We start from the raw sequence: 24,326 nt of genomic DNA on the forward strand, positions 1-24,326 counted from the left end.
TTCTGGATAGCTAAATTCAAGAAGCCCAATGGAGAGAATAATGGATTCCAAGGTCGATAGTGCGGGCAAGTGTCCGGTAGTGCACACCCACACGGCCCATGGCGGAAGGTCTAACCGGGACTGGTGGCCGAACCAGTTGAACGTCAGGATCCTTCATCAGAACTCGTCCCTGTCCGATCCGATGGGCCAGGCTTTCAACTATGCCGAAGAATTCAAGAAGCTCGATCTGGACGCCTTGAAGAAGGATCTCCATGCGCTGATGACCGATTCGCAGGATTGGTGGCCGGCCGATTTCGGCCATTACGGACCGCTCTTCATCCGCATGGCCTGGCATAGCGCCGGTACCTACCGCACGGGCGACGGCCGTGGCGGTGCAGGCGCCGGTCAACAGCGCTTCGCGCCGCTCAACAGCTGGCCGGACAACGTCAATCTCGACAAGGCGCGCCGGCTGCTCTGGCCGATCAAGCAGAAATACGGCAACAGGATCTCCTGGGCCGACCTGATGATCCTCACCGGCAATGTTGCCCTGGAGTCGATGGGCTTCAAGACCTTCGGCTTCGCCGGCGGCCGCGCCGATGTCTGGGAGCCCGAGGAAGACGTCTATTGGGGCGCCGAGGATACGTGGCTTGCCGACAAGCGCTACACGGGCGAGCGCGACCTCGAAAAGCCCCTCGCTGCCGTGCAGATGGGGCTGATCTATGTGAACCCTGAGGGGCCGAACGGCAACCCGGATCCGCTTGCCGCCGCCCGCGACATCCGCGAGACCTTCGCGCGCATGGCGATGAACGACGAAGAAACCGTCGCCCTCATTGCCGGCGGCCATACCTTCGGCAAGACCCACGGCGCGGGCGACGCCGCACATGTCGGCGTCGAGCCCGAAGGGGCCGGTATTGAAGAGATGGGTTTCGGCTGGACAAGCAGCTTCGGAACCGGCAAGGGCGGTGACACGATCGGCAGCGGCCTCGAAGTCACCTGGACGACAACACCGACGAAGTGGAGCAACAACTTCTTCTGGAACCTGTTCGGCTACGAATGGGAACTGACGAAGAGCCCGGCCGGCGCCCATCAGTGGACGCCGAAACATGGCGCCGGCGCCGGTACTGTTCCGGATGCGCACGACGCGTCGAAGCGCCACGCGCCGGCCATGCTGACGACCGACCTTGCGCTGCGCTTCGACCCTGCCTACGAAAAGATCGCGCGGCGGTTCTTCGAAAACCCGGATCAATTCGCGGATGCATTTGCCCGCGCCTGGTTCAAGCTGACCCACCGCGACATGGGCCCGCGGGTGCGCTACCTCGGTCCGGAGGTCCCGGCAGAGGAACTGATCTGGCAGGATCCGGTCCCGGCCGTCGACCACCCGCTGATCGACGCCCAGGACATCGCCGATCTGAAGGAGAAGATTCTCGCGTCCGGACTGCCGGTCTCCCAGCTGGTCTCGACCGCCTGGGCGTCGGCGTCGACCTTCCGCGGCTCCGACAAGCGCGGCGGGGCGAACGGTGCCCGCATCCGCCTCGCACCGCAGAAGGATTGGGAGGTCAACCAGCCGGCCCAGCTCGCGACCGTGCTCGAAACGCTCGAAGGCATCCAGAAGGCGTTCAACGACGCCCAGTCTGGCGGCAAGAAGGTATCGCTTGCCGACCTGATCGTCCTTGGCGGCGCGGCGGCCATCGAGAAGGCCGCGATGAACGCTGGTCACGACATCGAGGTTCCCTTTGCGCCGGGCCGCACCGACGCCACGCAGGAACAGACCGATGCGGACTCCTTCGCGGTCCTGGAACCGATCTCCGAGGGCTTCCGCAACTATCAGAAGGGCGACTATTTGATTTCGCCCGAGGAGTTGCTGATCGACAGGGCGCAGCTTCTGACGCTGACCGCGCCGGAAATGACGGTTCTCGTCGGCGGCATGCGCGTGCTGAACGCCAATGTCGGACAGGTCCAGCACGGCGTCTTTACGACGCGCCCCGAGACGCTCACCAACGACTTCTTCGTCAATCTGCTCGATATGGGTACAGCCTGGAAGGTCTCTCCGGAATCGAAGTACGTCTTCGAGGGACGCGACCGCAATACGGACGAAATGAAGTGGACCGCGACCCGCGTCGACCTCGTCTTCGGTTCGAATTCCCAACTGAGAGCGCTTGCCGAGGTCTACGGCCAGAGCGATGCGCAGGAAAAGTTCGTGCGCGATTTCGTGGCGGCCTGGACGAAGGTAATGAACGCGGACCGCTTCGACCTCGTCTGATCGGAGCTGAAAATTCACTCGGGCACGGCTGCGTTCCAGCCGTGCCCGAGTAGCTGTTGGACCGTGCAGATCGTCGGCCCAAGCACTGTCAGACACCGAGCTTTTGCCGCTCCGCGATCCGCCAGGTCCGCGGCGTCATGCCGACGTGGCGGACGAAGAAGCGCGAGAAATAGGCCGCGTCGGAAAAGCCGAGGCGGAAGCTGATCTCTTGGATGCTGGCACGGGTGAAGACGAGTTCGCGCCGCGCTGCCTCCAGCAGCCGTCCGGCAATCACCTCGTGGACGCTCTGCCCGGCCATCGCCCGGACCACCCGGTTGAGATGGGTCGGGGACAAACCGAGCGCGCGTGCATAGAAGGCGGCCGGCCGGTGGGTCAGATAATGCTGCCTGAGCAGCGCATCGAAACGTTCCATACGCCGCTCGTTCTCGCTCTCCCCGGCTGACTCGTGGGCGCGCGGCGCTTCTGCGAGCCGCGCCGTTAGCCCCAGCACCGTCGTGAGATAGGCATCGAGCAGCCCAGTGCGGTGGCTGCCTCGCGCCTCCCATTCCTCGGCCAGGCGCTTCAACGTCTCGGCAACGTAGCGGCCGTCCTCGCTGCCGCCGAGCGGCGTCAGGCGAGCTGTCGCCAGCCAAGTGCCGAGCCGGCTGCGGCCGCCGGGCGCGACCGGCAGGTGCGAGGCGAGCACCGTGAAGACGAAACCGTCGATATCGGGGGAAAAGCGGAAGCCATGGCTGACGGCGGGCGGGACGGTGATTACCGCCGGCGGCGAAATCGGTTGCGGCGTCTCCCCGAACAGGGCATCGCCCGAACCCCTGGCGATGTACAGGATCTGAAAGAAGCTCTCGTGGCGATGCAGACCGATTTCCCAATGATGCAGGCGGCTGCGCGAAGGGATCGTCTCGCAATGCAGCCAGAAATCCGGTCGTTCTCCGGATTCCTCGCCGTAAAGCTCATAGGTCGGGACCGTTCGCTTCACTCCGCCTCCCCCAGTGCCAATGTTCGATAAGTCCAATTACTTGGCCGAAATGTCCATTGAGACAAGGGCCTCCAGCGCGCAAACTTCCTGACAAATGACAATTCTGGTGCAGGCGGACAATGCGGCTTGGCCGCCAGTGCGATGCTCCAGGTTAGGAAGTGCATGCGAACCCAAGTCGTCATCATCGGTTCCGGGCCGTCCGGTCTCCTGCTCGGACAATTGCTGACCCAGGCGGGGATCGACAATCTTGTCCTCGACCGCGCCAGCAAGGAGCACATCCTCGGCCGGGTGCGCGCCGGTGTTCTCGAGGAGGGCACCATGCGGCTGTTGGACGAGGCCCGGTCGGGGGCCCGCATGCATGCCGAAGGGTTGCCGCATGATGGATTCTCGCTCGCCTTCGACGGCCGCGACCATCGCATCGACCTCTTCGGGCTGACGGGCGGCAAGCGCGTGATGATCTATGGGCAGACGGAACTCACCCGCGACCTGATGGACCATCGCGAAGAGGCGGGGGCGTTATCGGTCTACGAGGCTGCCAACGTCACGCCCCATGATTTCGACGGCCGGGCGCCTTACGTCACCTATGAAAAGGACGGCGTTACACATCGCATCGACTGCGATTTCATCGCTGGCTGCGACGGCTTTCACGGGGTTAGCCGCAAGGCCGCGCCGGAGCGGGCGATCCGCGCCTTCGAGAAGGTCTATCCCTTCGGCTGGCTCGGCATCCTCGCCGACGTGCCGCCGGTCGAACACGAATTGGTTTATGCCAACCATCCGCGCGGCTTCGCGCTCTGTTCCATGCGGTCGCTGAGCCGCAGCCGTTACTATATCCAGTGCTCGCTCGACGAGAGGCTCGAGGAATGGGACGACCAGCGCTTCTGGGACGAACTGCGACGCCGCCTGCCGGCCCATCACGCAGAACGGGTGGTGACCGGGCCATCCTTCGAGAAGTCGATAGCACCGCTTCGATCTTTCGTCACCGAACCGATGCGATTTCACCGGCTGTTTCTTGTGGGCGATGCCGCCCATATCGTGCCGCCGACCGGCGCCAAGGGGCTGAACCTTGCAGCGAGCGACGTGCACTACCTGTTCGAGAGCCTGCTCGAGCATTATCAGGACCACTCCAATGCCGGCATCGACGCCTATTCGGCCCGGGCGCTCGCGCGTGTCTGGAAGGCGGTTCGCTTTTCCTGGTGGATGACGACGATAATGCACCGCTTTCCCGACACCAGCGATTTCGACCAGAAGATCCAGGAGGCCGAACTCGACTATCTCACCCATTCCCGGGCCGCCGCGACAGCGCTCGCCGAGAACTACGTGGGGCTGCCGTTTTGACCCGGCCAATGGCAATGCGTTCTGGGCATTGGTGCGTTAGCTTTCAAGGGAGGCCTTCGCCGTGTGGTGAATAAGTGGCATGATTCATAACTGGCAAGTTATGTGGGGCGGGTTATCTTTCATTATTCACCATTGCTTCACATGGCAAACTGACGGTGATCAAGTTTTGCAAGATCTTAGGAGGACGCCGGCCGGGAGTGAGCCGGGTGTCGTGGGGAGGTAAAATGAAACGGACTATTCTTGCCGTGCTGGCGGCACTTACAATTGGCGGTGCGGCTCAGGCCGACACGATCAAGATCGGCGTCATTGGGCCGTTTTCCGGTCCGTTTGCGCTGCAGGGTAAGAACTTCAAGGCTGGCATCGACGCCTATATGGCGCTGAACGGCAGCAAAGTCGGAGACGATGATATTGAAGTCATCTACCGGGACGTGCCGCAGCCGGATCCCGCCCAATCCAAGGCGCTGGCGCAGGAGCTCGTCGTCAAGGACGGCGTGCAGTATCTCGCCGGCTTCTACTTCACCCCGGACGCCATGGCAGTGACGCCGCTGCTCGAGCAGGCGAACGTGCCGCTCGTCATCATGAACGCCGCGACTTCAGCGATCGTCACCAAGAGCCCGCTGGTCGTGCGCACCTCCTTCACGCTCTGGCAGACCTCGACGCCGATCGCCAAGGTGGCGAAGGACGCCGGCGTCTCGAAGGTCATTTCGGTGGTCAGCGATTATGGACCTGGTGTCGATGCAGAGAACGCTTTCAAGAAAGGCTTCGAAGCCGTGGGTGGACAGGTCGTCGAGGCGATCCGCATGCCGCTCGCCACCAACGACTTCTCGCCGATCATGCAGCGAATCAAGGATTCGGGAGCCGAAGGGGTCTTCGCCTTTCTGCCGTCCGGTCCGACGACGCTGGGTTTCGTGAAGTCGTTCAACGAAAACGGCCTGAAGGAGTCTGGCATCAAGTTCTTCGCGCCGGGCGACCTGACGCAGGAGTCGGACCTGCCGGCACTCGGCGAAGCGGCGCTCGGGATCCAGACGACCTTCCACTACGCGGTCTCGCACGATTCGCCGGAGAACAAGACGTTCGTCGAGGCGGCCGGCAAGGCGATCGGCAATCCGGCCGAACTTTCGTTTCCCTCGGTCGGTGCCTATGACGGCATGCATGTCGTCTACAAGATGATCGAGGCGACCGGCGGCGAGCAGGACGCGCAGAAGGCGATCGATGCCGTCAAGGGGCTTTCCTGGACCAGCCCGCGCGGGCCCGTATCGATCGATGCGGAATCTCGCCATATCACCCAGAACATCTACCTGCGCGAAGTCGCCAAGGCCGAGGACGGCTCCTATTACAACAAGGAGATCGCAACCTTCGAGAAGCAGGGCGATCCCGGCCTTGCGGCGCTGAAGTAAGATCCACCGGCATGAATGCGGGCCCGAGGCTCCGCGCCACCGGAAATAGGATGAGCTCATGCAAACCGTCTTCAGCATAGCGGTCGACGCGCTCGCTTACGGCATGGTGCTGTTCGTGATCTCGATCGGTCTTTCCGTCACCATGGGTCTCATGCGGGTGGTCAACCTCGCCCATGGCGCCTTCGCCATGATCGGTGGATATATCGCCTCCTATGCAGCACGCGACCTGGGGCTCGGCTACGGCTTTGCGGTGCTGCTTGCCGTATTCGGAACGATCGTCATCGCCGTTCCGGTCGAGCGCCTGCTTTACCGGCGCATCTACGGAGCGCCGGAACTCACCCAGGTGTTGATGACGATCGGCATCACCTTCTGCATCATCGGCATTGCCAATTACGTCTTTGGCCCGACGCTGAAGACGGTTCCTCTGCCCCCGGGGCTTCAGGGATCGGTCGATCTCGGCTTCCGCTCGATCGCCACGCACCGGATTTTCGCGATCGCCTGCGGTCTCTCCGTCGCTGCTGCTCTCTGGTATCTGATCGAGAGAACTGGCTTCGGCGTGAAGCTGAGAGCGGCCGTCGACAACGCGGCCATGGCGGCCGCCCTCGGAGTTCGCACCGAAATCGTCTACGCGGTGAGCTTTGCCGTTGCCGTCGGTCTGGCGGGATTGGGAGGCGTGGTCGGCGCCGAACTGCTCCCGGTCGAGCCCTACTACGCCCTGCGTTACATGGTGACCTTCCTGGTCGTCGTGTCCGTCGGTGGGGCCGGATCGATACCGGGCGCGCTGATTGCCTGCCTGTTGCTCGGCGGCATCGACACGGCCGGGCGCTATCTGGTGCCGGAATTCGGCGAATTCTTCTTCTATCTCGCGGTCATCGCCATCGTCTGCGTCTTCCCACGCGGCCTTGCCGGAAGGATTAGAGAATGACCATGGCAACGATGAACGATGCACTGGCAGGCGCGCCCGGCAAAGGGCGAAAGTTCGGCCGCGACCTCGCCGGTCTGGCCGTGATCCTCGGGCTGGCCGTGATCGGCTATCTGTTGTTTCCAAACAACCTGGCGCTCCTCACCCGCATGACGGCGATCGCGCTCCTGGTTCTGTCCCTCGACCTCGTGACGGGTTATTGCGGCGTCGCGACGCTCGGCCATGCGGCGCTCTTCGGCACTGGTGCCTATGCCGCCGGCATTGCCGCGGTGCACTTCGGCCTCACCGATCCGCTGCTGATGCTCGCCTGCGGCATTCTCGGCGGTGCGCTTGCCGGCCTTGTCTGCGGCATTGTCATTCTTCGTGCCCATGGTCTTCCGCAACTCGTCCTGTCGATCGCGCTCATACATCTGTTTCACGAGTTTGCGAACAAGGCCTCCGTCTGGACGGGCGGCAGCGACGGCCTGGCCGGTATCGCGCCTGATCCGCTGCTCGGCTACTTCGAATTCGACCTCTGGGGCCGCACTGCATATGTCTTCGGCATCGTTCTTCTGGCGGCCGTCTTCACGCTCCTGCGGCTCGTCGTCCGTTCGCCCTTCGGCATGCTCTGCCGCGGCATCAAGGAAGACTCGGTCCGGGTTCGCGCCATGGGCGCCTCGCCGAAGCTGGCGCTGATGAAGATGTATGTGATTTCCGGCGCGGTTGCCGGCACGGGCGGCGCGCTCAATGCCATCTCGACGCAGGTGGTCGGACTCGACAGCCTCTCCTTCACGCTTTCGGCCGAGAGCCTTGTCATGCTGGTCCTTGGCGGCACGGGCTCTCTTTTCGGCGCGCTCACGGGCACGATCGTCTTCATGTTCTTCGAGGACATTGTCTCCGCCGCCAACCCGTTCCACTGGCTGACAATGGTCGGCGCCCTTTTGATCGCCGTCGTGCTCTTCGCGCCAAAGGGTCTCTACGGCACGGCTGCCGGTCTGGCGTCCAGATGGCGGGGGGCTGCCCGATGAGTCCTCTCTTCGAAGTCAGGAACCTCAAGCGCTCCTTTGGCGGCCTTGCCGTGACCAACGACGTCAGCCTCGTCATGGCTCCGGGCGATCGCGTCGCGCTGATCGGCCCGAACGGCGCCGGCAAGACGACCTTCGTCAATCTCGTCACCGGCAACCTGACGCCGGATTCCGGCGACGTGCTGATCGGCGGCGAAAGCGTCACACGATCCAATGCAGTCGGACGGGTACGGCAGGGACTCGTACGTTCTTTCCAGGTGACGCGCCTCTTCCAGGACATGACGCCGGCCGAACACGTGGCACTTGCGGTGCTGCAGCGTGATGGGAGGGCAGGGCGCATGTTCGGCCAATTCCTGTCGATGCCGGAGGTCATGGCCGAAGTGAGCGAGCTTCTCGGTAAGCTGGGTTTGCGCGAGCTGATGCACCGGCGCGTGAGCGAGATCGCCTATGGCCAGCAGCGACTTCTGGAGATCGCCGTGGCACTGGCGCTGAAGCCCAAGGTGCTGCTCCTCGACGAACCGGCTGCCGGCGTGCCGCAAAGCGATACTGGCCGCATCGAACAGGCGCTGGCAGACCTTCCGGCCGATCTCGCCGTGCTGATGATCGAACACGACATGGATCTCGTCTTCCGCTTTGCCAAGCGTGTCATCGTGCTCGCCGCCGGAACGATCATCTTCGACGGGTCGCCGTCGGAGGTCACCAAGGATCCGCGCGTGCGCGCGGCCTATCTCGGGAGCTATGCCAATGCCAGCCACGCCGCTTGAAGTCGAGAACCTCTCCGCAGGTTACGGGCCGACGCGGGTACTGGAAGGGATCTCGTTTTCGGTGCCCGCCGGCGCGCGGCTTGCGGTGCTCGGCCGCAACGGCATGGGCAAGACGACGCTGCTTGCCACCCTCGCCGGCCAAACGCGCCGCTATGAGGGAAGCATCCTGATCGGCGAGACGGATGTCACGGCGTTGCCGAGCGCGTCGCGGGCCTTGAAGGGCCTTGGCTTCGTGCCGCAGGCGCGCTGTGTCTTTCCGACCCTGACGGTCGAGGAAAACCTCTTCGTTGGCCTCAAAGGGCGCCCGAAAAGCGCGCTCAAGGAAGCCTACGAGATGTTTCCGCGACTTTACGAGCGGCGGAAGAACCTTGGCTCCCAACTTTCCGGCGGCGAGCAGCAGATGCTGTCGACCGCCCGGTCCATTCTCGGACGTCCCTCCGTTCTACTCCTCGACGAGCCGCTCGAAGGCCTGGCGCCGGTGATCTGCGAGGAATTGATGAAGGCCTTCGCCGAGCTCGCGAAGACCGGCGACATGACGATCCTGCTGGTCGAACAGCGCATCCAGAGTGCGCTCGATTTCGCCGACCACGTCATCATCCTGGAGCGGGGACGGCTTGCCTGGAGCGGAGCACCCGCAGACCTTACCAAGGATCACACGGCCGTCGATCGCCTGCTGGGGGTCGGAGGCCTGCACTAGTCTGGCGATCCACAGTCGGCAGGTGGCAGCAGAACCGCTTGGCCGCATTGCCTCCTGATGAGGCCGATTTTTCCAAGAAAATCCGGCGGAATGCCCTTGAAAATTTGAAAGTCTTTCGCATTCGGCGTCGAAATGGGCGGCTAGCGATGATGCGTGCAACGTCGCACAATTAAGCTGCTGCATGGGGTCCCCGTCCGGCGAGGCCGCATGGCCTGGATCGCAGACGCTTGTTGCGATCGAAATGGGAACAGCCGGGAGTTGGAGGAGCAGCTTTCCGGTCTCAGTCGTTCGGCCGCGTCGAGATGACTGCTGCCAGAGCGGGATCAGGAAAAATGTGAGCGGTTTTCCGTCTGGACCCGCTCCAATCTAGGAGGATCGATCACGGCCTTGGTTCATCCAGGGTCATCGTGATCTCAGGGAGGAATAATGTTTGAACGGCTTTTCAAACTGAAAGAGCATGACACGACGATCCGCACGGAGCTGGTCGCCGGCCTCACGACATTCCTGACGATGTCGTACATCATCTTCGTCAATCCGGACATCCTGTCGACCACCGGCATGGATCGCAACGCTATCTTCGTCGCGACCTGTCTCGCCGCGGCGCTCGGTTCAGCCGTCATGGCGCTCGTCGCCAATTGGCCGATCGGCATGGCGCCCGGCATGGGCCTCAATGCCTTCTTTGCCTTCACGGTCGTGGCCGCTCTCGGCTTCACCTGGCAACAGGCACTCGGCGCCGTGTTCATTTCCGGCCTCATCTTTCTGCTGCTGACCGTTACCGGGGTCAGAAGCTGGCTGATTGCCGGCATCCCGCATTCGCTGCGCAGCGCCATCGCGACCGGTATCGGCCTGTTCCTCGGCATCATCGCGCTGAAGAACGCCGGCATCGTCGTCGACAATCCGGCGACGCTCGTCGGCCTCGGCGACCTGAAGCAGACCGGTCCGCTGCTCGCCATCCTCGGCTTTTTCGTCATCGCCGTGCTCGACTCGCTGAAGGTCCGGGGTTCGATCCTGATCGGCATCCTCGTGGTCACGGTCCTGTCGATGTTCCTGGGCGTCTCCGAGTTCAAGGGCGTGGTCGCGGCGCCGCCGAGCATCGCTCCGACTTTCCTGCAGCTCGACATCATGGGCGCGCTGCATGGCGGTCTCGTTCATGTCATCCTGGTCTTCGTGCTCGTCGAGGTCTTCGATGCCACCGGCACGCTGATCGGCGTCGCCAAGCGGGCGAAACTTGTCGAAGAAGGCAAGCCGAACCGCCTCGGCCGGGCGCTGCTCGCCGATAGTTCGGCCATCATCGCCGGCTCGCTGATCGGCACCAGCAGCACCACGGCCTATGTCGAGAGCGCCTCCGGCGTGCAGGCGGGCGGCCGCACCGGTCTCACCGCGCTGACGATTTCGGTGCTGTTCCTTGCCGCACTCTTCATCTCGCCGCTTGCCGCCGCCGTTCCGTCCTATGCGACGGCGCCTGCGCTGCTCTACGTAGCGGGGCTGATGATGCGCGAGCTTACGGAAATCGAGTGGGATGACCTGACCGAGGCGGCACCGGCGGCCCTGACGGCGATCGCCATGCCTTTCACCTACTCGATCGCCAACGGCCTCGCCTTCGGCTTCGTGAGCTACGTGGTCCTCAAGGTCTGCACTGGCAAGTGGAATGTCGTCCATCCCGCCACGCAGATCGTCGCCGCCTTGTTTATCGTGCGCTTCGCTTTCTTCGGCGGCTGAGAAATCTATGTGAGGGGCGCCAGCGCCCCTCACATAGACAAAAGAAATCGGCCGGACCCGGGTACGGCCGATTTTCATTGAACGACTGACAGTCTCGATTAGTCCGGCAGCATATCGCGCAAGCGCAGCAGGGCGATCCGCTCCACCTGCCGGCAAGCCGTCTCCAACTCGGTCTCGCGGTCGTTGCCGATGCGGCTTTCGAAGGCGGCGAGGATGTCGTCCTTGCTGCGGCCCCTGACCGCAATGATGAAGGGGAAGCCGAACTTCTCGACATAGGCAGCGTTGAGCTCCGTGAAGCGCTCACGCTCCCGGTCCGTCAGGGCGTCGAGACCGGCCGAGGCCTGCTCGGTGGTCGAGCTCTCGGTCAGGCGTTTGGCCTGCGCGAGCTTGCCGGCAAGATCGGGGTGAGCGTTGAGGACAGCGAGCCGTTCCGCGTCGCCCGCCTCGCGAAAGACGGTGGTCAAGGCCGCGTGCAGGCCGGTCGCCGTGTCATTGGCCGGCGACAGTTCGCCCGCGAAAGCGCGCTTTGCGATCCAGTCCGAATGTTCGAAGATCCCGCCGAAGCGGGCGACGAAGACCTCTTCGGATAGCCGCGATGGTCGACCGTCGTTCGATTGGAACGGATAGGTCTCGGCCCAATAGCGGGCGATGTCGATGCGGCGGGCCAGCCAAACCCTGTCGTGGCTCTTCACATAGTCGATGAAGCGCGCAAGCGCCGCCGCCCGACCGGGCCGGCCGGCGAGGCGGCAGTGAAGGCCGATGCTCATCATCTTCGGCGATCCCGCTTTCCCTTCTGCATAGAGAACATCGAAGCTGTCCTTCAGATAGCTGAAGAATTGGTCGCCGCTGTTGAAGCCCTGCGCCGTCGCAAACCGCATGTCGTTGGCGTCGAGCGTATAGGGGATGACGAGCTGATGCCGGTTCTCGTGCTCGTGCCAGTAGGGCAGGTCGTCGGCGTAGGAGTCGGAAACGTAGTCGAAGCCACCAGCCTTGGTGACGAGATCGAGCGTGTTTTCCGAACAACGACCGGTATACCAGCCGCGTGGCGGCTCGCCGGTGACGATCGTGTGCAGCCGGATCGCCTCGGCGATCTCGGCGCGTTCCCGTTCGACGCTGAAATCCTTGTGCTCGATCCACTTGAGGCCGTGGGAGGCGATTTCCCACCCCGCATCTTGCATGGCGACGACCTGCGCCGGCGACCGCTTCAGCGCTGTCGCGACGCCGTAGACGGTGACCGGCACTTGCCTGTCGGTAAACAGCCGGTGCAGTCGCCAGAAGCCAGCGCGCGCGCCATATTCATAGATCGACTCCATGTTCCAGTGGCGCTTGCCGGGCCAGGCCTGAGAGCCGACGATTTCCGACAGGAACGCCTCCGACGCCGCGTCGCCGTGCAACACGCAGTTCTCGCCGCCCTCTTCATAATTGACGACGAACTGAACGGCGATCCGCGCCTCATCCGGCCAAGTGGCTTGCGGGTTCGGGCCGTAGCCCTGGAGATCTCGGGGATATCTCATGCAACTATTCCTCCTGATAGCGTCTCTGGATGACCAGTCGTAGCCAGAAATCTATAGGCTTATTCCCCCCGAAAAATTTGAAAGTCTCGAAGCTCGGGCCCGCTACACAAAGGTGCTGCGCCTTCGGATACTTCATTCATCGAGATTGAGTGGGAGGAGCGACACGCATGCAAACTCATGGCGCAAACGCCGGGCGTCTGACGACCCATGTGCTGGATACGGCAAGCGGCAAGCCAGCCGCGAACCTGCGCATCGAGCTTTACCGCCTCGATGGCGAGTGGCGGGAGCGTCTCGCTTCTGCCCGCACGAATGACGACGGCCGTTGCGACGAGCCGCTGCTCAGCGGGGAGTCGATGAAGTGCGGTGTCTATGAGCTACGCTTCCACGCCGGCGAATATCTGAGAGCCGAGGACGCCAACCCGTTCCTCGACGTTATCCCGATCCGCTTTGGTATCGCCGATAACGACGCGCATTACCACGTGCCGCTGCTGCTCTCGCCCTACAGCTATTCCACCTATCGCGGGAGCTGACCGGCCATGACGATCGAAATCCGCAACACCATCCGCTTCCTCTTGAACGACCGGCTGGTCGAGCTTGCCGATGTCTCGCCCGTCCAGACGCTGCTCGATTTTCTGCGCATCGGCCGCAATCTGCGCGGCACCAAGGAAGGCTGTGCGGAAGGGGACTGCGGTGCCTGTACGGTGCTTGTCGGCCGCCTTTACGACGGCGGGCTGAAATACGAATCCGTCAACGCCTGCATCCGATTCGTCGCCTCCCTCGATGGCTGTCATGTCGTCACGGTCGAGGCGCTCGCCCAATCCGGCGGGCCGCTCCATCCCGTGCAGCAGGCCATCGTCGACACGCACGCCTCGCAATGCGGCTTCTGCACGCCGGGTTTCGTCATGTCGCTTTACGGCCTCTGGATGGAAAACCCCAGGCCTTGCATCCAGGAAATCGAAAAGGCCCTGCAGGGCAATCTCTGTCGTTGCACCGGTTATGCCGCAATCATCCGCGCCGCTGAGGCGATTTCGTCGATCGGCGAGGTCGGCAAGGACCCGCTGGTGTCCGAACGCGAGAAGATCGTGCGCCAGCTCGCTGACCTCAGGGACGGCTACCGCGTCGAGCTCGGCAGCGAGGACGAACGCGTGGTGCTGCCGGCTTCGCTGGATGATTTCGCCGCAGTCCTCGACGCCAATCCAAAGGCAACGATCGTCGCAGGCTCCACCGATGTCGGGCTGTGGGTGACGAAGTTCATGCGCGACATCGCGCCGGTCGTTCACCTTTCCCACCTGGAGGAGCTGCGCCGGATTTCCGTCGATGATGGCGGCATCACGCTCGCCGCCGGGGTGAGCTACACCGAAGCCTATCCGGTGATCATCCGGCATTTCCCGCAACTGCGCGAGCTCTGGGACCGGATCGGCGGCGCGCAGGTGCGCAATATGGGGACCATCGGCGGCAATATCGCCAACGGCTCGCCGATCGGCGATACGCCCCCGGCGCTGATTGCGCTTGGAGCGTCTGTGACGTTGCGCAAGGGCGGGGAACGACGGACGCTGCCGCTCGAGTCCTTCTTCATCGCCTATGGAAGGCAGGATCGCCAGCCCGGCGAATTCGTCGAGTCCGTCCGGATTCCATTCTTGGGCAAGGCCGACCGTTTCGCCGTCTACAAGGTTTCGAAGCGGCTCGACGAGGATATTTCCTCCGTCTGCGGTGCTTTCCGTGTGAGGCTCGACGGCGAAGGCCGGGTCGCGGATACGACGATCGCCTTCGGCGGCATGGCCGGCACGCCGAAGCGCGCATCGAATGTCGAGGCCGTGCTCAAGGGGGCGGTCTGGAACGAAACGGCGGTCAGCGCTGCCGTCATCGTCTTCGAGCAGGATTTCACGCCTTTGAGCGACTGGCGCGCCTCGGCGGACTACCGGATGCTTGTCGCCAAGAACCTCCTGCGGCGGTTCCACTTGGAAACGCAGGACACAAGAAATGTCCGTGTCGACCGCACAGTCGCGGTGGCTGTCTAGAGGGGTGGACCGATGAATGTGATGCAGCCCATCGACCGCATCCGCGGCGGCGTCCACGAGAAGGAACGGCATGAGTCCGGCCACAAGCATGTGTCCGGCACGGCCGAATATATCGACGACATTCCGGAGCCGGCCGGCACGTTGCACGGCTATCTGGGGCTTTCGCAGCGCGCCCATGCGGAGATCCTGTCAATCGATTTCGAGGCGGTGAGCGCAAGCCCGGGGGTCGTCGGTATTCTGGCGGCCGATGACATTCCGGGCGTGAACGACATCAGCCCGGCCCACAAGCACGACGATCCTGTCTTTGCGACCGGCAAGGTCGAGTTCCATGGCCAGCCGATCTTTGCGGTGATCGCCACGTCGCGCGACGCCGCCCGGCGCGCTGCCGTGAAGGTCAAGATCGAATACCGCGATCTGCCGCATGTGACCGATGTCGTCGAGGCGGCGGCCGCCAATTATCCGATGGTGGTCGATCCCCTGAAGCTCGAGCGCGGCGATATCGATGCCGGTTTCGCCAGGGCGAGCAACCTCGTCCAGGGCGAAATGCGGATCGGCGGCCAGGATCATTTCTATCTCGAGGGCCATATCTCCTTCGCCATCCCCGGCGAGGACGACGAGGTGACCGTGATTTCCTCCACCCAGCATCCGAGCGAGACGCAGCACATGGTCGCCCAGGTGCTCGCCGTACCGTCGAGCGCGATCACCGTGAACGTCCGCCGCATGGGCGGGGCCTTCGGCGGCAAGGAGACGCAGGCGAATCTTTTCGCGGCGGTTGCGGCACTCGCCGCGAGGAGATACCGCCGCGCTGTCAAGGTGCGTCCCGACCGCGACGACGACATGACGGCGACCGGCAAGCGCCACGACTTTCATGTCGACTACAAAATCGGCTTTGACGACAACGGCCGCATTGAGGCGGTGGACGCCGTCTTCGCTGCCCGCTGCGGTTTTTCTGCCGATCTCTCCGGTCCGGTGACCGACCGTGCGCTCTTCCACGCTGACAATTGTTATTTCTACCCGAACGTGCGGCTGCGCTCGCGTCCGCTCAAGACGAATACCGTCTCGAATACCGCCTTCCGCGGCTTCGGCGGGCCGCAGGGCATGGTCGGCGGCGAGCGGATGATCGAGGACATCGCCTATACGCTCGGCAAGGATCCGCTGGAGATCCGCAAGCTCAATTTCTACGGCGGCGAGGGGCGCAATCTCACCCCCTACCACCAGACCGTGGAAGACAACATCATCGGCCGGATCATCGAGGAACTCGAAGCGTCGGCGGACTACTCCGTCCGGCGGCAGGCGGTGCTTGCCTTCAACCGGAAGAACCATTTCATCAAGCGCGGCATCGCGCTGACGCCGGTCAAGTTCGGCATCTCCTTCACCAAGACCGAATACAACCAGGCCGGCGCTCTCGTCCATGTCTACACGGATGGCTCGATCCACCTGAACCACGGCGGCACCGAGATGGGACAGGGGCTCTACACCAAGGTTGCCCAGGTCGTCGCGGACGAGTTCCAGGTCGATCTCGACCGGATCAAGGTGACGGCCACTTCGACCGGCAAGGTGCCGAACACGTCGGCGACGGCCGCGTCCTCGGGCTCCGACCTGAACGGCATGGCGGCCGCCAATGCGGCGCAGCAGATCAAGGCGCGGCTGGTGCGCTTCGCGGTCGAACGCTACGGCGTCGACGAAGCGGACGTTGCCTTCGAACCGAACATGGTGCGGATCGGCAGCGAGCGCATTGCCTTTGCCGACTTCATCAAATCTGCCTATGGAGCGCGCGTCCAGCTTTCGGCCGCCGGCTTCTACAAGACACCGAAGATCCATTGGGACCGTTCCGAGGGAAGGGGGCGTCCGTTCTACTACTATGCCTACGGCGCCTCATGCTCCGAGGTCAGCGTCGATACCCTGACCGGCGAATACCAGGTCGAGCGCACCGACATCCTCCATGACGTCGGCAAGTCGCTCAATCCTGCCCTCGACCTCGGCCAGGTGGAGGGCGCCTTCGTGCAGGGCATGGGGTGGCTGACGACGGAGGAATTGTGGTGGGACGCGAAGGGGCGCCTGCGCACCCATGCGCCTTCCACCTACAAGATCCCGCTCGCCTCCGACCGTCCGCGCGTCTTCAAGGTCCGCCTGGCGGAGTGGTCGGTCAATCGCGAGGAGACGATCCGCCGTTCGAAGGCGGTCGGGGAACCGCCCTTCATGCTGGGCATTTCCGTCCTTGAGGCGATATCCATGGCGGCGGCAAGCGTTGCGGAGTATCGTATTCCGCCGCGCATTGATGCCCCGGCAACACCGGAACGGGTGCTGATGGCGATCGAGCGGCTGCGCAGCGTGGCGTCGTATGACAAAGCGGATGGATGACCGGCATGACGAGCAGAGAGGACATTCGGCATTTCCTGAGCGGCGATGCGGCCTGCATCCTCGTCGAGGTGTCGGGAGCGGCCGGCTCGACGCCGCGCGACACGGATGCCTGGATGCTCGTCTCCAAGGATCGCACCTTCGCCACGATCGGCGGCGGTCAGCTGGAATACATGGCGATCGATCATGCCCGGCAACTGCTCAAAGGAGCAGCCACCGATGACCGGCTGACGATCCCGCTCGGACCGGAGATCGGCCAGTGCTGCGGCGGGCGGGTCGCGCTTGCGTTCAAGGCTGTTGATCCAGAAACCCGAGCCGCATTGATCGCGCGCCGCGACACCGAAATCGCGCACCGTCCGCATGTCTATGTCTTCGGGGCCGGCCATGTCGGCGGTGCGCTCGCCATGGCGCTGTCGCTCGCGCCGGTCAGGACCGTGCTTGTCGACACCCGCGAGCCGGAGCTTTCGGCTGTCGACGTGCCCGGTATCGAAACCTGCCTCACGGCGATGCCCGAGGCGGTCGTGCGCGACGCCCCGCCGGGAAGCGCCTTCGTCATTCTCACGCACGATCATGCTTTGGATTTCCTGATCGCCGCGGAAGCGCTTGGCCGCGGGGATTCCTGCTATGTCGGCATGATCGGTTCAAAGACGAAGCGCGCCACCTTCAAGAATTGGCTGTCGCGCGACATCGAACGGCCGGAGCTTTTTGGAAGGCTCGTCTGCCCCATCGGCGGCACTGCGGTGAAAGACAAGCGGCCTGCGGTCATCGCGGCCCTGGCCGCCGCCGAGATTCTTACGGCGGCGCTCACGCAGCAGCCAAGGGGCGCGGCGGCCAACGAGCGGAAATCGGTGAAGCCAAAAGCCGATTCGCCACTACCCCGGTGGTGAATATCCGATCCTTGTGGCCAAAACACCTTTTTCGGCGGACGGTCGCCACCGACTCAGCAGTTGCCAATCATGGATGGAGGCAAAGGGCCCATATTTGGCGTTTGATGATGGTATAATGGACTACTCTCGCTGTCTTAAGCCGTGCGGACGAATTTGATCAAGCATCGGCCTGCGAAACGACGACGGGCTGGCGCGGATTGTCCATTCAAACCTTACCATATGGCGAGGCATTACGGAGAGCCGCCGTCGAGAAGCGAGAAGGCACTGGCCGGCGTGGATGGCCATCGGGGTGAACCCATGGAGCGACGTGACAAGGAACAGGAGAATCTTTCCCGGCTCGAACGGGCCGCGCAGCAGACCGCTGATCCAAGGACTATGCAGCAGAAGGCGAAAAAGCCCAAGGAAAAGTTTCGCTTCCGCCTTCGCAAGCAAGACGTCTGGTGGACGGTTGGCTTCGCTGCCGCTGCCTTGCTGCTTTTTGGCATCCAAGTCCTGATCAATTGGCGCTTAGAATGGCTTGACGCGCCTTTGCGCGTTCGCGTGCTGAATTATGTCAAGGGCGGCCTTCTCATTTTCACTATGCTGACCGTGGCGAATGTCGTCGAAATTTTTCTCATTGGCCGAATTCCCAATCGTGTTTCGCGTTTCAACCTGAAACGCATTTTTCGATTGGTCGTTGTCGTCGCCATCATCTTCGTGGTCATTTCAGTGTTATTTGTGAACTGGTACGCTGCGGTTGTTTCGCTCGGCCTCGTTTCATTGATTCTCGGCTTTGCGTTGCAAATGCCGATCTCCAGTTTCATCGCGTGGATTTATATTCTCGCCAGGGCGCCTTATCGCGTTGGTGACCGCATTCGCATCGGCGATGCCCATGGCGATGTTGTTGATGTCAGCTATCTCGACACGACGTTATGGGAATTCGGCGGCGAACATCTTTGGACCGATCATCCGAGCGGACGCATCATCAAGTTTCCCAACTCCACCGTGTTCGACACACCGGTCTTCAACTATTCCTGGCCGCTGTTTCCCTATGTCTGGAACGAAATCAAGTTCCAGCTCGCCTATGAAAGCGATCTGGAATTCGTAGCGGTAACCATGAGAGAGGTCGTGGAAGAGCAGATCGGCGACATCATGAGCCAGAAGGTGAAGGTCTATAAGGACATCCTATCGAAAACGCCGGTCGACGAGCTCGAAGTGAAGGAGCATCCCGTGGTTCATTTTCGCGTCAGTGAGAACACCTGGCTTGAGGCCATCGTGCGGTACCTCGTGCCACCGAAGGAAGCGGGGCGCACCAAAACACGCTTGATCAAGGAAATGCTGGCGCGGATGAATGCAAAACCCGATCGCGTGCTGTTTCCGAAGAGCAATTTGAGGTGAATTTCCTTACGCCACGCCGTGCGATCTCCAAGGACTCTCGTTTCGACCGACCCACTCTACGTTACAGTCTCCTGCACCCGCGGCGCCACGGGCTCCGCCAGCATCTTGCCGATCAGCCGCTGGCAGCGCTCGGCCATGAAGTCGATGATCAGGCGCACCTTGGGATCCTGGAAACGCTTGTGCGGATAGATTGCCGCGAGCTGCGCGTCGAGCGGTGGCGTGTCGCCGAGGATCGGCACGAGTGTACCCTCGTTGATATATTGCTTCACCTCGAAAAGCGGCTTGTTGATGATGCCCCGGCCGTCGAGCGCCCATTCGGTCAGCACGTCGCCGTCGTCGGAATCATAGGGACCGCCCACGTCAAACTTGCGCACACCCTCCGGTGTCTGCAGCGTCCAGTAATATTCCTTCGAGCCGGGATAGCGCAGCAGCAGACAGTCGTGGCGCTCGGTAATGAGCTCGTCCGGCGTATTGGGAAGGCCGCGTTTTTCGAAATAGGTCGGCGAGCCGCAGATCACCCGATCGCAGTTCATGATGCCGCGCATGCGCAAGTTCGAATCCTCGAGGATACCAAGCCGGAAGGCGACATCGACGCCTTCGCTCAGGATATCGACATTGCGGTCGGAAAGACGGAGACGGACCTCGATGTCCGGATACCGGTCGTGGAACTCGGGCACGCCAGACGCAATCAACCTCCGACCCATGCCAAGCGGCGCGGTAATCCGCACCGCGCCCTTAGGATTGTGCGACAGATCGGCGATGGCGCTTTCCGCCTCGTTGACCGCCTCGAGGATCTTGACGGCACCGTCATAGAAGACGCGGCCATGCTCCGTTGGCGTCAGTTTGCGGGTGGTGCGGTTGAACAGGCGCACCCCCATATGCCGCTCCAACTCCTTGATTCTGTTGCTGGCAACAGCCGGCGTGACGCGCTGATCGCGGCCCGCGGCCGACAGCGTTCCAAGTTCCACGACGCGCACGAAGACGCGCACATTATCGAGATAGGACATGCTCCCGCCTCTGCTCCTCAGGGCCCAGATTACCGCCCCGACCGTCGTCTATTTTATAGTTTTTTTGAAAGACTTGGTGATCTCGCGGCATTTCTGGCCCCGTCAAGCAATGACACATAATGCAGCCCAGAGAAATGGGAGGCCTGAATGTACGAATATGCCATTGCCTGGGATTGGCTGACATTTGCGGTGCGGTGGCTGCATGTCATCACCGGCATTGCCTGGATCGGCTCATCCTTCTATTTCGTCGCGCTCGATCTGGGCTTGCGGCAGCGCCCAGACCTGCCGGCCGGCGCCTACGGCGAAGAGTGGCAGGTCCACGGCGGCGGCTTTTATCACATCCAGAAATATCTGGTCGCGCCTGAAAACATGCCGGAGCACCTGATCTGGTTCAAATGGGAATCCTACGTTACCTGGCTTTCCGGTTTCGGCATGCTGGCGCTCGTCTATTATGCCGGCGCCGATCTCTATCTGATCGATCCGGGCGTGCTCGACGTGTCGAAACCGACGGCGATTGCCATTTCGCTGGCATCGCTCGGCTTCGGCTGGCTTGCCTATGACACGATCTGTCGTTCGCCGCTCGGCAACGACAACACCCGCCTGATGGTGCTGCTCTATTTCATTCTCGTCGCGGTCGCCTGGGGCTACACCCAGCTCTTCACCGGCCGGGCCGCCTACCTGCATCTCGGCGCCTTCACCGCGACGATCATGTCGGCGAACGTGTTCTTCATCATCATTCCGAACCAGAAGAAGGTGGTCGCCGACCTGATCGCTGGCCGCACGCCCGATCCGGCGCTCGGCAAGCAGGCGAAGCAGCGTTCGACGCACAACAACTACCTGACGCTGCCCGTGCTGTTCCTGATGCTGTCGAACCACTACCCGCTCGCCTTCGGCACCGAGTACAACTGGATCATCGCCTCGCTCGTCTTCCTGATGGGCGTCACGATCCGCCACTGGTTCAACACCCAGCATGCCCGCAAGGGCAGGCCGACCTGGACCTGGCTGGTCACGGTGCTCCTCTTCATCGTCGTCATGTGGCTTTCGACGGTGCCCAAGGTTCTTTCCGAGGGCGGAGAGGCGAGGGCGGCCACCGCCGAGCAGGCCGTCGTCGCGGCGGCCGATTTCTCGAAAGTGCGCGACACGGTGCTTGGCCGTTGCTCCATGTGCCACGCGCGCGAGCCCGGCTGGGAGGGCATCATCGTGCCGCCGAAGGGCGTCATCCTGGAAAGCGACGGCGACATCGTCGAGCATGCGCGTGAAATCTATCTGCAGGCGGGGCGCACGCACGCCATGCCGCCCGCCAATGTCACTGGCATCACCGAAGAGGAACGGCAATCGCTGGCCTCCTGGTACGAGACGGCCATGAAAGAAGGAACGATTCAATGAGTGATCTGCTGATCCGCGGGCGCGTACTCACCTTCGTCAGGGAGCCCGAGGGTATCGATGATACCGGCGCCTATCGCTATTACGAAGACGGCGCCGTTCTCGTCGTCAACGGCAAGATCGGCGGTGTCGGTTCCTATAGCGACATCGCGAAACAGGCCGGCGAGCGCGTGCAGATCGCCGACCATCGTCCCAACCTCGTCCTGCCGGGGTTTATCGACACGCACCTGCATTTCCCGCAGACGCAGGCGATAGCCTCCTATGGCGCGCAGCTCCTGGAATGGCTGAACACCTATGTCTTCGTCGAAGAGCAGAAGTTTAAAGAGCCCCAACACGCCGCATTCATCGCCGGCCGCTTCATGGACGAGCTTCTCTCCAACGGCACGACCACGGCCGTTGCCTATTGCTCCGTGCATCCTGAAAGCGTCGACGCCTTCTTCACGGCCGCCGAAGAGCGAAACATGCTGATGATCGGCGGCAAGGTGATGATGGACCGCAACGCCCCCGATGCGCTGCGCGACACGCCCATGCAGGGTTATGAGGAAACGAAGCAGCTGATCGGCAAGTGGCACGGCCGGGGCCGGGCGCATTACGCGATCAGCCCGCGCTTCGCCATCACCTCGACGCCCGAGCAGATGGAGATGGGCCGTGCGCTCTTTGCCGAACATCCGGACTGCTACGTGCAGACGCATCTTTCCGAGAACAAGGACGAGATCGCCTTTGCCACGTCGCTCTACCCGGAAGCGAAAGACTATACCGACATCTACGCGCGCTACGGTCTTCTTGGCCGCAGGACATTGCTCGGTCATTGCATCCATATGAGCGACCGGGAGATCTCGGTGCTCGCCGAGACCGGTGCGGTCGGCGTATTTTGCCCGACCTCCAACCTGTTCCTCGGCAGCGGTCTGTTCGATCGCGACCGTTTCGACAAGCTCGGTGCCCGCCACTCGGTCGCGACCGATGTCGGCGCCGGAACGAGCTTCTCGATGCTGGAAACGATGGACGAGGCCTATAAGGTGCTGCACCTTCAGGGCCAACGGCTCTCGCCGCTCCGTTCCTTCTACATGATGACGCTCGGCAATGCCCGCGGCCTCGACCTCGAGCACCGCATCGGTTCGCTGCATGTCGGCGCGGACGCGGATATCGTCATCCTCGACAGCCGGGCCAAACCGGCGATGCAGCTCAGGATGCAGGTGGCCTCCTCACTCGCCGAAGAGCTCTTCGTCCTGCAGACGATGGGCGACGATCGCTGTGTTGCCGAAGTCTACGTTGCGGGACTACCGATGAAACACAGGCGAAGTGAGCCGACACAGGACCGCGCCGCAAGGGCTGCGGAACTGGCATAGGCGATGGAGACCGGCAGCTCCGGTCTCCATTGGGGAGTGAATAAAAGGCGATAGACAGTTGAAGTCATGCCGAATTCCCGCGCCTGGAACGACGCGGGAATGCTGTTCTGGATGATACCAAAGGCAGCCTTTACTGGCTATTGATCGCGATGCGCTTCGCCTTGGTTTGACCCTGTTCCGTCTTGGAAAGGGTGACGGTCAGCACGCCATTGCGGAACGTCGCGTTCACCTTGCTTTCGTCGATGTCATATCCAAGCGGGATGCGCCGCTCGAAGCGACCATAGAAACGTTCGGAGAACTGGTTCTCCTGATCTTCGGTCTCGGATCGCTTTTCACCGCGAAGCGTCAGCACGCCCTCAGACAGAAAAATCTCTACGTCCTTTTCCTCGAGGCCCGGCAGTTCCGCCGTCAGCTTGATTTCCTTGTCCCGGTCAGAGACTTCGACGCTCGGCCAACCGGCGCCGAACCCGGAATAACCGTGGGCCAGCGGCAGTCGGGTGTCGAAACCACGGAAGGCGTCGTCGAACAGGCGGTTCATTTCCCGGTGAAGCGCCAGGAACGGGTTGCGATCGCCCTCACGATAGGATGCGGGAAGTTGTCCCTGCCCGCGGCTCCAGGGGATGAGATCACGTACATTCATGTGTCAACTCCTTCTTGCCGACGGAGCAGGATGGGGAGAGCGTGGGTTCACCCCGCATCCTGCCCCTGATGGGCCGAAATGCCGGCAGAGCCGGCGCTTCGGTGCGTTTTGTGCCCGCGGTTCGCTAAGCAGCGTGTTTGCCGCCCTCGATGTGCTTTTGGGTATCGCTGGCAGGCAGCGCGTCGGCCTGCTGGATGTCGATACGACGCGGCTTCATCTGCTCGGGAATTTCGCGGACGAGATCGATGGTCAACAGACCATTCGCAAGATTCGCGCCCGTGACCATCACATAATCGGCGAGCTGGAAGCGGCGTTCGAAATTGCGGGCGGCAATGCCGCGGTAGAGAAATTCCGCATTGTCCTCACCCGCCTTCTCACCGCTCACGGTAAGCAGCTGCTGCTCATGCGTGATGCTGATTTCGTCCGGAGTGAAGCCGGCGACCGACATCGCTATGCGGTATTGGTTCTCACCGACACGCATGATGTCGTACGGGGGCCAGTTATCGGCCGGCGCCATGCGACTAGCCGAGTCGAGCAAGTCGAACAGGTGGTCGAAGCCCACGCTGGAGCGCGACAAGGGCGAGAAATCGAAGGTTGTTCTCATAGCCATATCCTCCTTGAGCAACATGGACGATGAGGAGCGCCGAAGAGTTTCGGAGCTCCTCGACTGTGGGCCCCTGAAAGGCGGCTCACACAGTTGATTTAGTTGCTGAAAACGCGGATTCAAGAGGCATTTCACGGCC

Annotated in this window: 20 protein-coding genes; 15 read left to right on the forward strand and 5 right to left on the reverse strand. The window is 62.4% G+C overall.

What is annotated here, in order from left to right:
* Positions 1 to 40: 40 nt before the first annotated feature.
* Positions 41 to 2,239 (forward strand): catalase/peroxidase HPI, encoded by a 2,199-nt coding sequence (gene katG / locus USDA257_RS04705; RefSeq protein WP_014761744.1) that lies wholly within the window; start codon positions 41 to 43, stop codon positions 2,237 to 2,239.
* Positions 2,240 to 2,327: 88 nt separating this feature from the next.
* Here the strand turns inward: katG and USDA257_RS04710 are convergent, their stop codons facing one another.
* The gene (locus USDA257_RS04710; protein WP_014761745.1) at positions 2,328 to 3,215 is read right to left on the reverse strand and encodes a helix-turn-helix domain-containing protein; all 888 of its coding nucleotides are present in this window, start codon (positions 3,213 to 3,215) and stop codon (positions 2,328 to 2,330) included.
* Between the two features lie 162 nt (positions 3,216 to 3,377).
* Here USDA257_RS04710 and pobA point away from each other — a divergent pair, with 162 nt between their 5' ends.
* From pobA to USDA257_RS04745, 7 genes are all read left to right on the forward strand, one after another.
* The gene (pobA, locus tag USDA257_RS04715) at positions 3,378 to 4,550 is read left to right on the forward strand and encodes a 4-hydroxybenzoate 3-monooxygenase (protein WP_014761746.1); all 1,173 of its coding nucleotides are present in this window, start codon (positions 3,378 to 3,380) and stop codon (positions 4,548 to 4,550) included.
* 224 nt (positions 4,551 to 4,774) lie between these two features.
* The gene (locus USDA257_RS04720) at positions 4,775 to 5,947 is read left to right on the forward strand and encodes an ABC transporter substrate-binding protein (RefSeq protein WP_014761747.1); all 1,173 of its coding nucleotides are present in this window, start codon (positions 4,775 to 4,777) and stop codon (positions 5,945 to 5,947) included.
* 58 nt (positions 5,948 to 6,005) lie between these two features.
* A complete protein-coding gene (locus USDA257_RS04725) occupies positions 6,006 to 6,872 on the forward strand; it encodes a branched-chain amino acid ABC transporter permease (RefSeq protein WP_014761748.1) in 867 nt (288 codons plus the stop codon).
* A 2-nt stretch (positions 6,873 to 6,874) separates the two neighbouring features.
* On the forward strand, positions 6,875 to 7,876 hold the full coding sequence (locus USDA257_RS04730; RefSeq protein WP_041414949.1) for a branched-chain amino acid ABC transporter permease: 1,002 nt from the start codon (positions 6,875 to 6,877) through the stop codon (positions 7,874 to 7,876).
* Entirely contained in the window at positions 7,873 to 8,637 is a 765-nt protein-coding gene (locus USDA257_RS04735) for an ABC transporter ATP-binding protein (protein ID WP_014761750.1), read from the forward strand. The genes USDA257_RS04730 and USDA257_RS04735 overlap by 4 nt, the downstream gene beginning before the upstream one ends.
* Positions 8,618 to 9,334 (forward strand): ABC transporter ATP-binding protein, encoded by a 717-nt coding sequence (locus tag USDA257_RS04740; RefSeq protein WP_014761751.1) that lies wholly within the window; start codon positions 8,618 to 8,620, stop codon positions 9,332 to 9,334. Before USDA257_RS04735 ends, USDA257_RS04740 begins: the two co-directional genes overlap by 20 nt.
* A gap of 426 nt (positions 9,335 to 9,760) precedes the next feature.
* A complete protein-coding gene (locus USDA257_RS04745; protein WP_014761753.1) occupies positions 9,761 to 11,053 on the forward strand; it encodes an NCS2 family permease in 1,293 nt (430 codons plus the stop codon).
* Between the two features lie 98 nt (positions 11,054 to 11,151).
* Here the strand turns inward: USDA257_RS04745 and puuE are convergent, their stop codons facing one another.
* Positions 11,152 to 12,567 (reverse strand): allantoinase PuuE, encoded by a 1,416-nt coding sequence (gene puuE, locus USDA257_RS04750; protein WP_014761754.1) that lies wholly within the window; start codon positions 12,565 to 12,567, stop codon positions 11,152 to 11,154.
* Between the two features lie 167 nt (positions 12,568 to 12,734).
* Between puuE and uraH the strand changes: the two genes are divergently transcribed.
* The 5 genes from uraH to USDA257_RS04775 all read left to right on the forward strand — a co-directional run bounded on the left by uraH (position 12,735) and on the right by USDA257_RS04775 (position 19,207).
* Positions 12,735 to 13,097 (forward strand): hydroxyisourate hydrolase, encoded by a 363-nt coding sequence (gene uraH, locus USDA257_RS04755; RefSeq protein WP_014761755.1) that lies wholly within the window; start codon positions 12,735 to 12,737, stop codon positions 13,095 to 13,097.
* 6 nt (positions 13,098 to 13,103) lie between these two features.
* A complete protein-coding gene (gene xdhA / locus USDA257_RS04760; protein WP_014761756.1) occupies positions 13,104 to 14,585 on the forward strand; it encodes a xanthine dehydrogenase small subunit in 1,482 nt (493 codons plus the stop codon).
* 12 nt (positions 14,586 to 14,597) lie between these two features.
* A complete protein-coding gene (xdhB, locus tag USDA257_RS04765) occupies positions 14,598 to 16,946 on the forward strand; it encodes a xanthine dehydrogenase molybdopterin binding subunit (RefSeq protein ID WP_014761757.1) in 2,349 nt (782 codons plus the stop codon).
* A gap of 5 nt (positions 16,947 to 16,951) precedes the next feature.
* On the forward strand, positions 16,952 to 17,830 hold the full coding sequence (xdhC, locus tag USDA257_RS04770; protein ID WP_041414951.1) for a xanthine dehydrogenase accessory protein XdhC: 879 nt from the start codon (positions 16,952 to 16,954) through the stop codon (positions 17,828 to 17,830).
* Between the two features lie 297 nt (positions 17,831 to 18,127).
* Positions 18,128 to 19,207 carry a mechanosensitive ion channel family protein gene (locus USDA257_RS04775; protein ID WP_041414953.1) on the forward strand — a complete coding sequence of 360 codons (1,080 nt, stop codon included), beginning with the start codon at positions 18,128 to 18,130 and terminating at the stop codon, positions 19,205 to 19,207.
* Positions 19,208 to 19,263: 56 nt separating this feature from the next.
* Here the strand turns inward: USDA257_RS04775 and USDA257_RS04780 are convergent, their stop codons facing one another.
* Positions 19,264 to 20,214 carry a LysR family transcriptional regulator gene (locus USDA257_RS04780; protein WP_014761760.1) on the reverse strand — a complete coding sequence of 317 codons (951 nt, stop codon included), beginning with the start codon at positions 20,212 to 20,214 and terminating at the stop codon, positions 19,264 to 19,266.
* 147 nt (positions 20,215 to 20,361) lie between these two features.
* Here USDA257_RS04780 and USDA257_RS04785 point away from each other — a divergent pair, with 147 nt between their 5' ends.
* Positions 20,362 to 21,600 carry a urate hydroxylase PuuD gene (locus USDA257_RS04785; RefSeq protein WP_014761761.1) on the forward strand — a complete coding sequence of 413 codons (1,239 nt, stop codon included), beginning with the start codon at positions 20,362 to 20,364 and terminating at the stop codon, positions 21,598 to 21,600.
* Positions 21,597 to 22,943: a guanine deaminase gene (guaD, locus tag USDA257_RS04790; protein WP_014761762.1), complete on the forward strand. Its 1,347-nt coding sequence runs from the start codon at positions 21,597 to 21,599 to the stop codon at positions 22,941 to 22,943. The genes USDA257_RS04785 and guaD overlap by 4 nt, the downstream gene beginning before the upstream one ends.
* 130 nt (positions 22,944 to 23,073) lie before the next feature.
* Here the strand turns inward: guaD and USDA257_RS04795 are convergent, their stop codons facing one another.
* Together USDA257_RS04795 and USDA257_RS04800 are read right to left on the reverse strand one after the other, a co-directional pair.
* Entirely contained in the window at positions 23,074 to 23,583 is a 510-nt protein-coding gene (locus tag USDA257_RS04795) for an Hsp20/alpha crystallin family protein (RefSeq protein WP_014761763.1), read from the reverse strand.
* 124 nt (positions 23,584 to 23,707) lie between these two features.
* Positions 23,708 to 24,187, reverse strand: coding sequence for an Hsp20 family protein (locus USDA257_RS04800; protein ID WP_041414954.1), 480 nt, complete (start codon positions 24,185 to 24,187; stop codon positions 23,708 to 23,710).
* Positions 24,188 to 24,326: the final 139 nt, after the last annotated feature.

The sequence above is a fragment of the Sinorhizobium fredii USDA 257 genome, assembly GCF_000265205.3.
In the GTDB taxonomy this organism is placed as follows: Bacteria; Pseudomonadota; Alphaproteobacteria; order Rhizobiales; family Rhizobiaceae; genus Sinorhizobium; species Sinorhizobium fredii_B.

Coding starts and splice junctions, on each gene's coding strand:
- katG (WP_014761744.1), top strand. CDS start 41: ATGGATTCCAAGGTCGATAGTGCGGGCAAGTGTCCGGTAGTGCACACC.
- pobA (WP_014761746.1), top strand. CDS start 3,378: ATGCGAACCCAAGTCGTCATCATCGGTTCCGGGCCGTCCGGTCTCCTG.
- USDA257_RS04720 (WP_014761747.1), top strand. CDS start 4,775: ATGAAACGGACTATTCTTGCCGTGCTGGCGGCACTTACAATTGGCGGT.
- USDA257_RS04725 (WP_014761748.1), top strand. CDS start 6,006: ATGCAAACCGTCTTCAGCATAGCGGTCGACGCGCTCGCTTACGGCATG.
- USDA257_RS04730 (WP_041414949.1), top strand. CDS start 6,875: ATGGCAACGATGAACGATGCACTGGCAGGCGCGCCCGGCAAAGGGCGA.
- USDA257_RS04735 (WP_014761750.1), top strand. CDS start 7,873: ATGAGTCCTCTCTTCGAAGTCAGGAACCTCAAGCGCTCCTTTGGCGGC.
- USDA257_RS04740 (WP_014761751.1), top strand. CDS start 8,618: ATGCCAGCCACGCCGCTTGAAGTCGAGAACCTCTCCGCAGGTTACGGG.
- USDA257_RS04745 (WP_014761753.1), top strand. CDS start 9,761: ATGTTTGAACGGCTTTTCAAACTGAAAGAGCATGACACGACGATCCGC.
- puuE (WP_014761754.1), bottom strand. CDS start 12,567: ATGAGATATCCCCGAGATCTCCAGGGCTACGGCCCGAACCCGCAAGCC.
- uraH (WP_014761755.1), top strand. CDS start 12,735: ATGCAAACTCATGGCGCAAACGCCGGGCGTCTGACGACCCATGTGCTG.
- xdhA (WP_014761756.1), top strand. CDS start 13,104: ATGACGATCGAAATCCGCAACACCATCCGCTTCCTCTTGAACGACCGG.
- xdhB (WP_014761757.1), top strand. CDS start 14,598: ATGAATGTGATGCAGCCCATCGACCGCATCCGCGGCGGCGTCCACGAG.
- xdhC (WP_041414951.1), top strand. CDS start 16,952: ATGACGAGCAGAGAGGACATTCGGCATTTCCTGAGCGGCGATGCGGCC.
- USDA257_RS04775 (WP_041414953.1), top strand. CDS start 18,128: ATGGAGCGACGTGACAAGGAACAGGAGAATCTTTCCCGGCTCGAACGG.
- USDA257_RS04780 (WP_014761760.1), bottom strand. CDS start 20,214: ATGTCCTATCTCGATAATGTGCGCGTCTTCGTGCGCGTCGTGGAACTT.
- USDA257_RS04785 (WP_014761761.1), top strand. CDS start 20,362: ATGTACGAATATGCCATTGCCTGGGATTGGCTGACATTTGCGGTGCGG.
- guaD (WP_014761762.1), top strand. CDS start 21,597: ATGAGTGATCTGCTGATCCGCGGGCGCGTACTCACCTTCGTCAGGGAG.
- USDA257_RS04795 (WP_014761763.1), bottom strand. CDS start 23,583: ATGAATGTACGTGATCTCATCCCCTGGAGCCGCGGGCAGGGACAACTT.
- USDA257_RS04800 (WP_041414954.1), bottom strand. CDS start 24,187: ATGAGAACAACCTTCGATTTCTCGCCCTTGTCGCGCTCCAGCGTGGGC.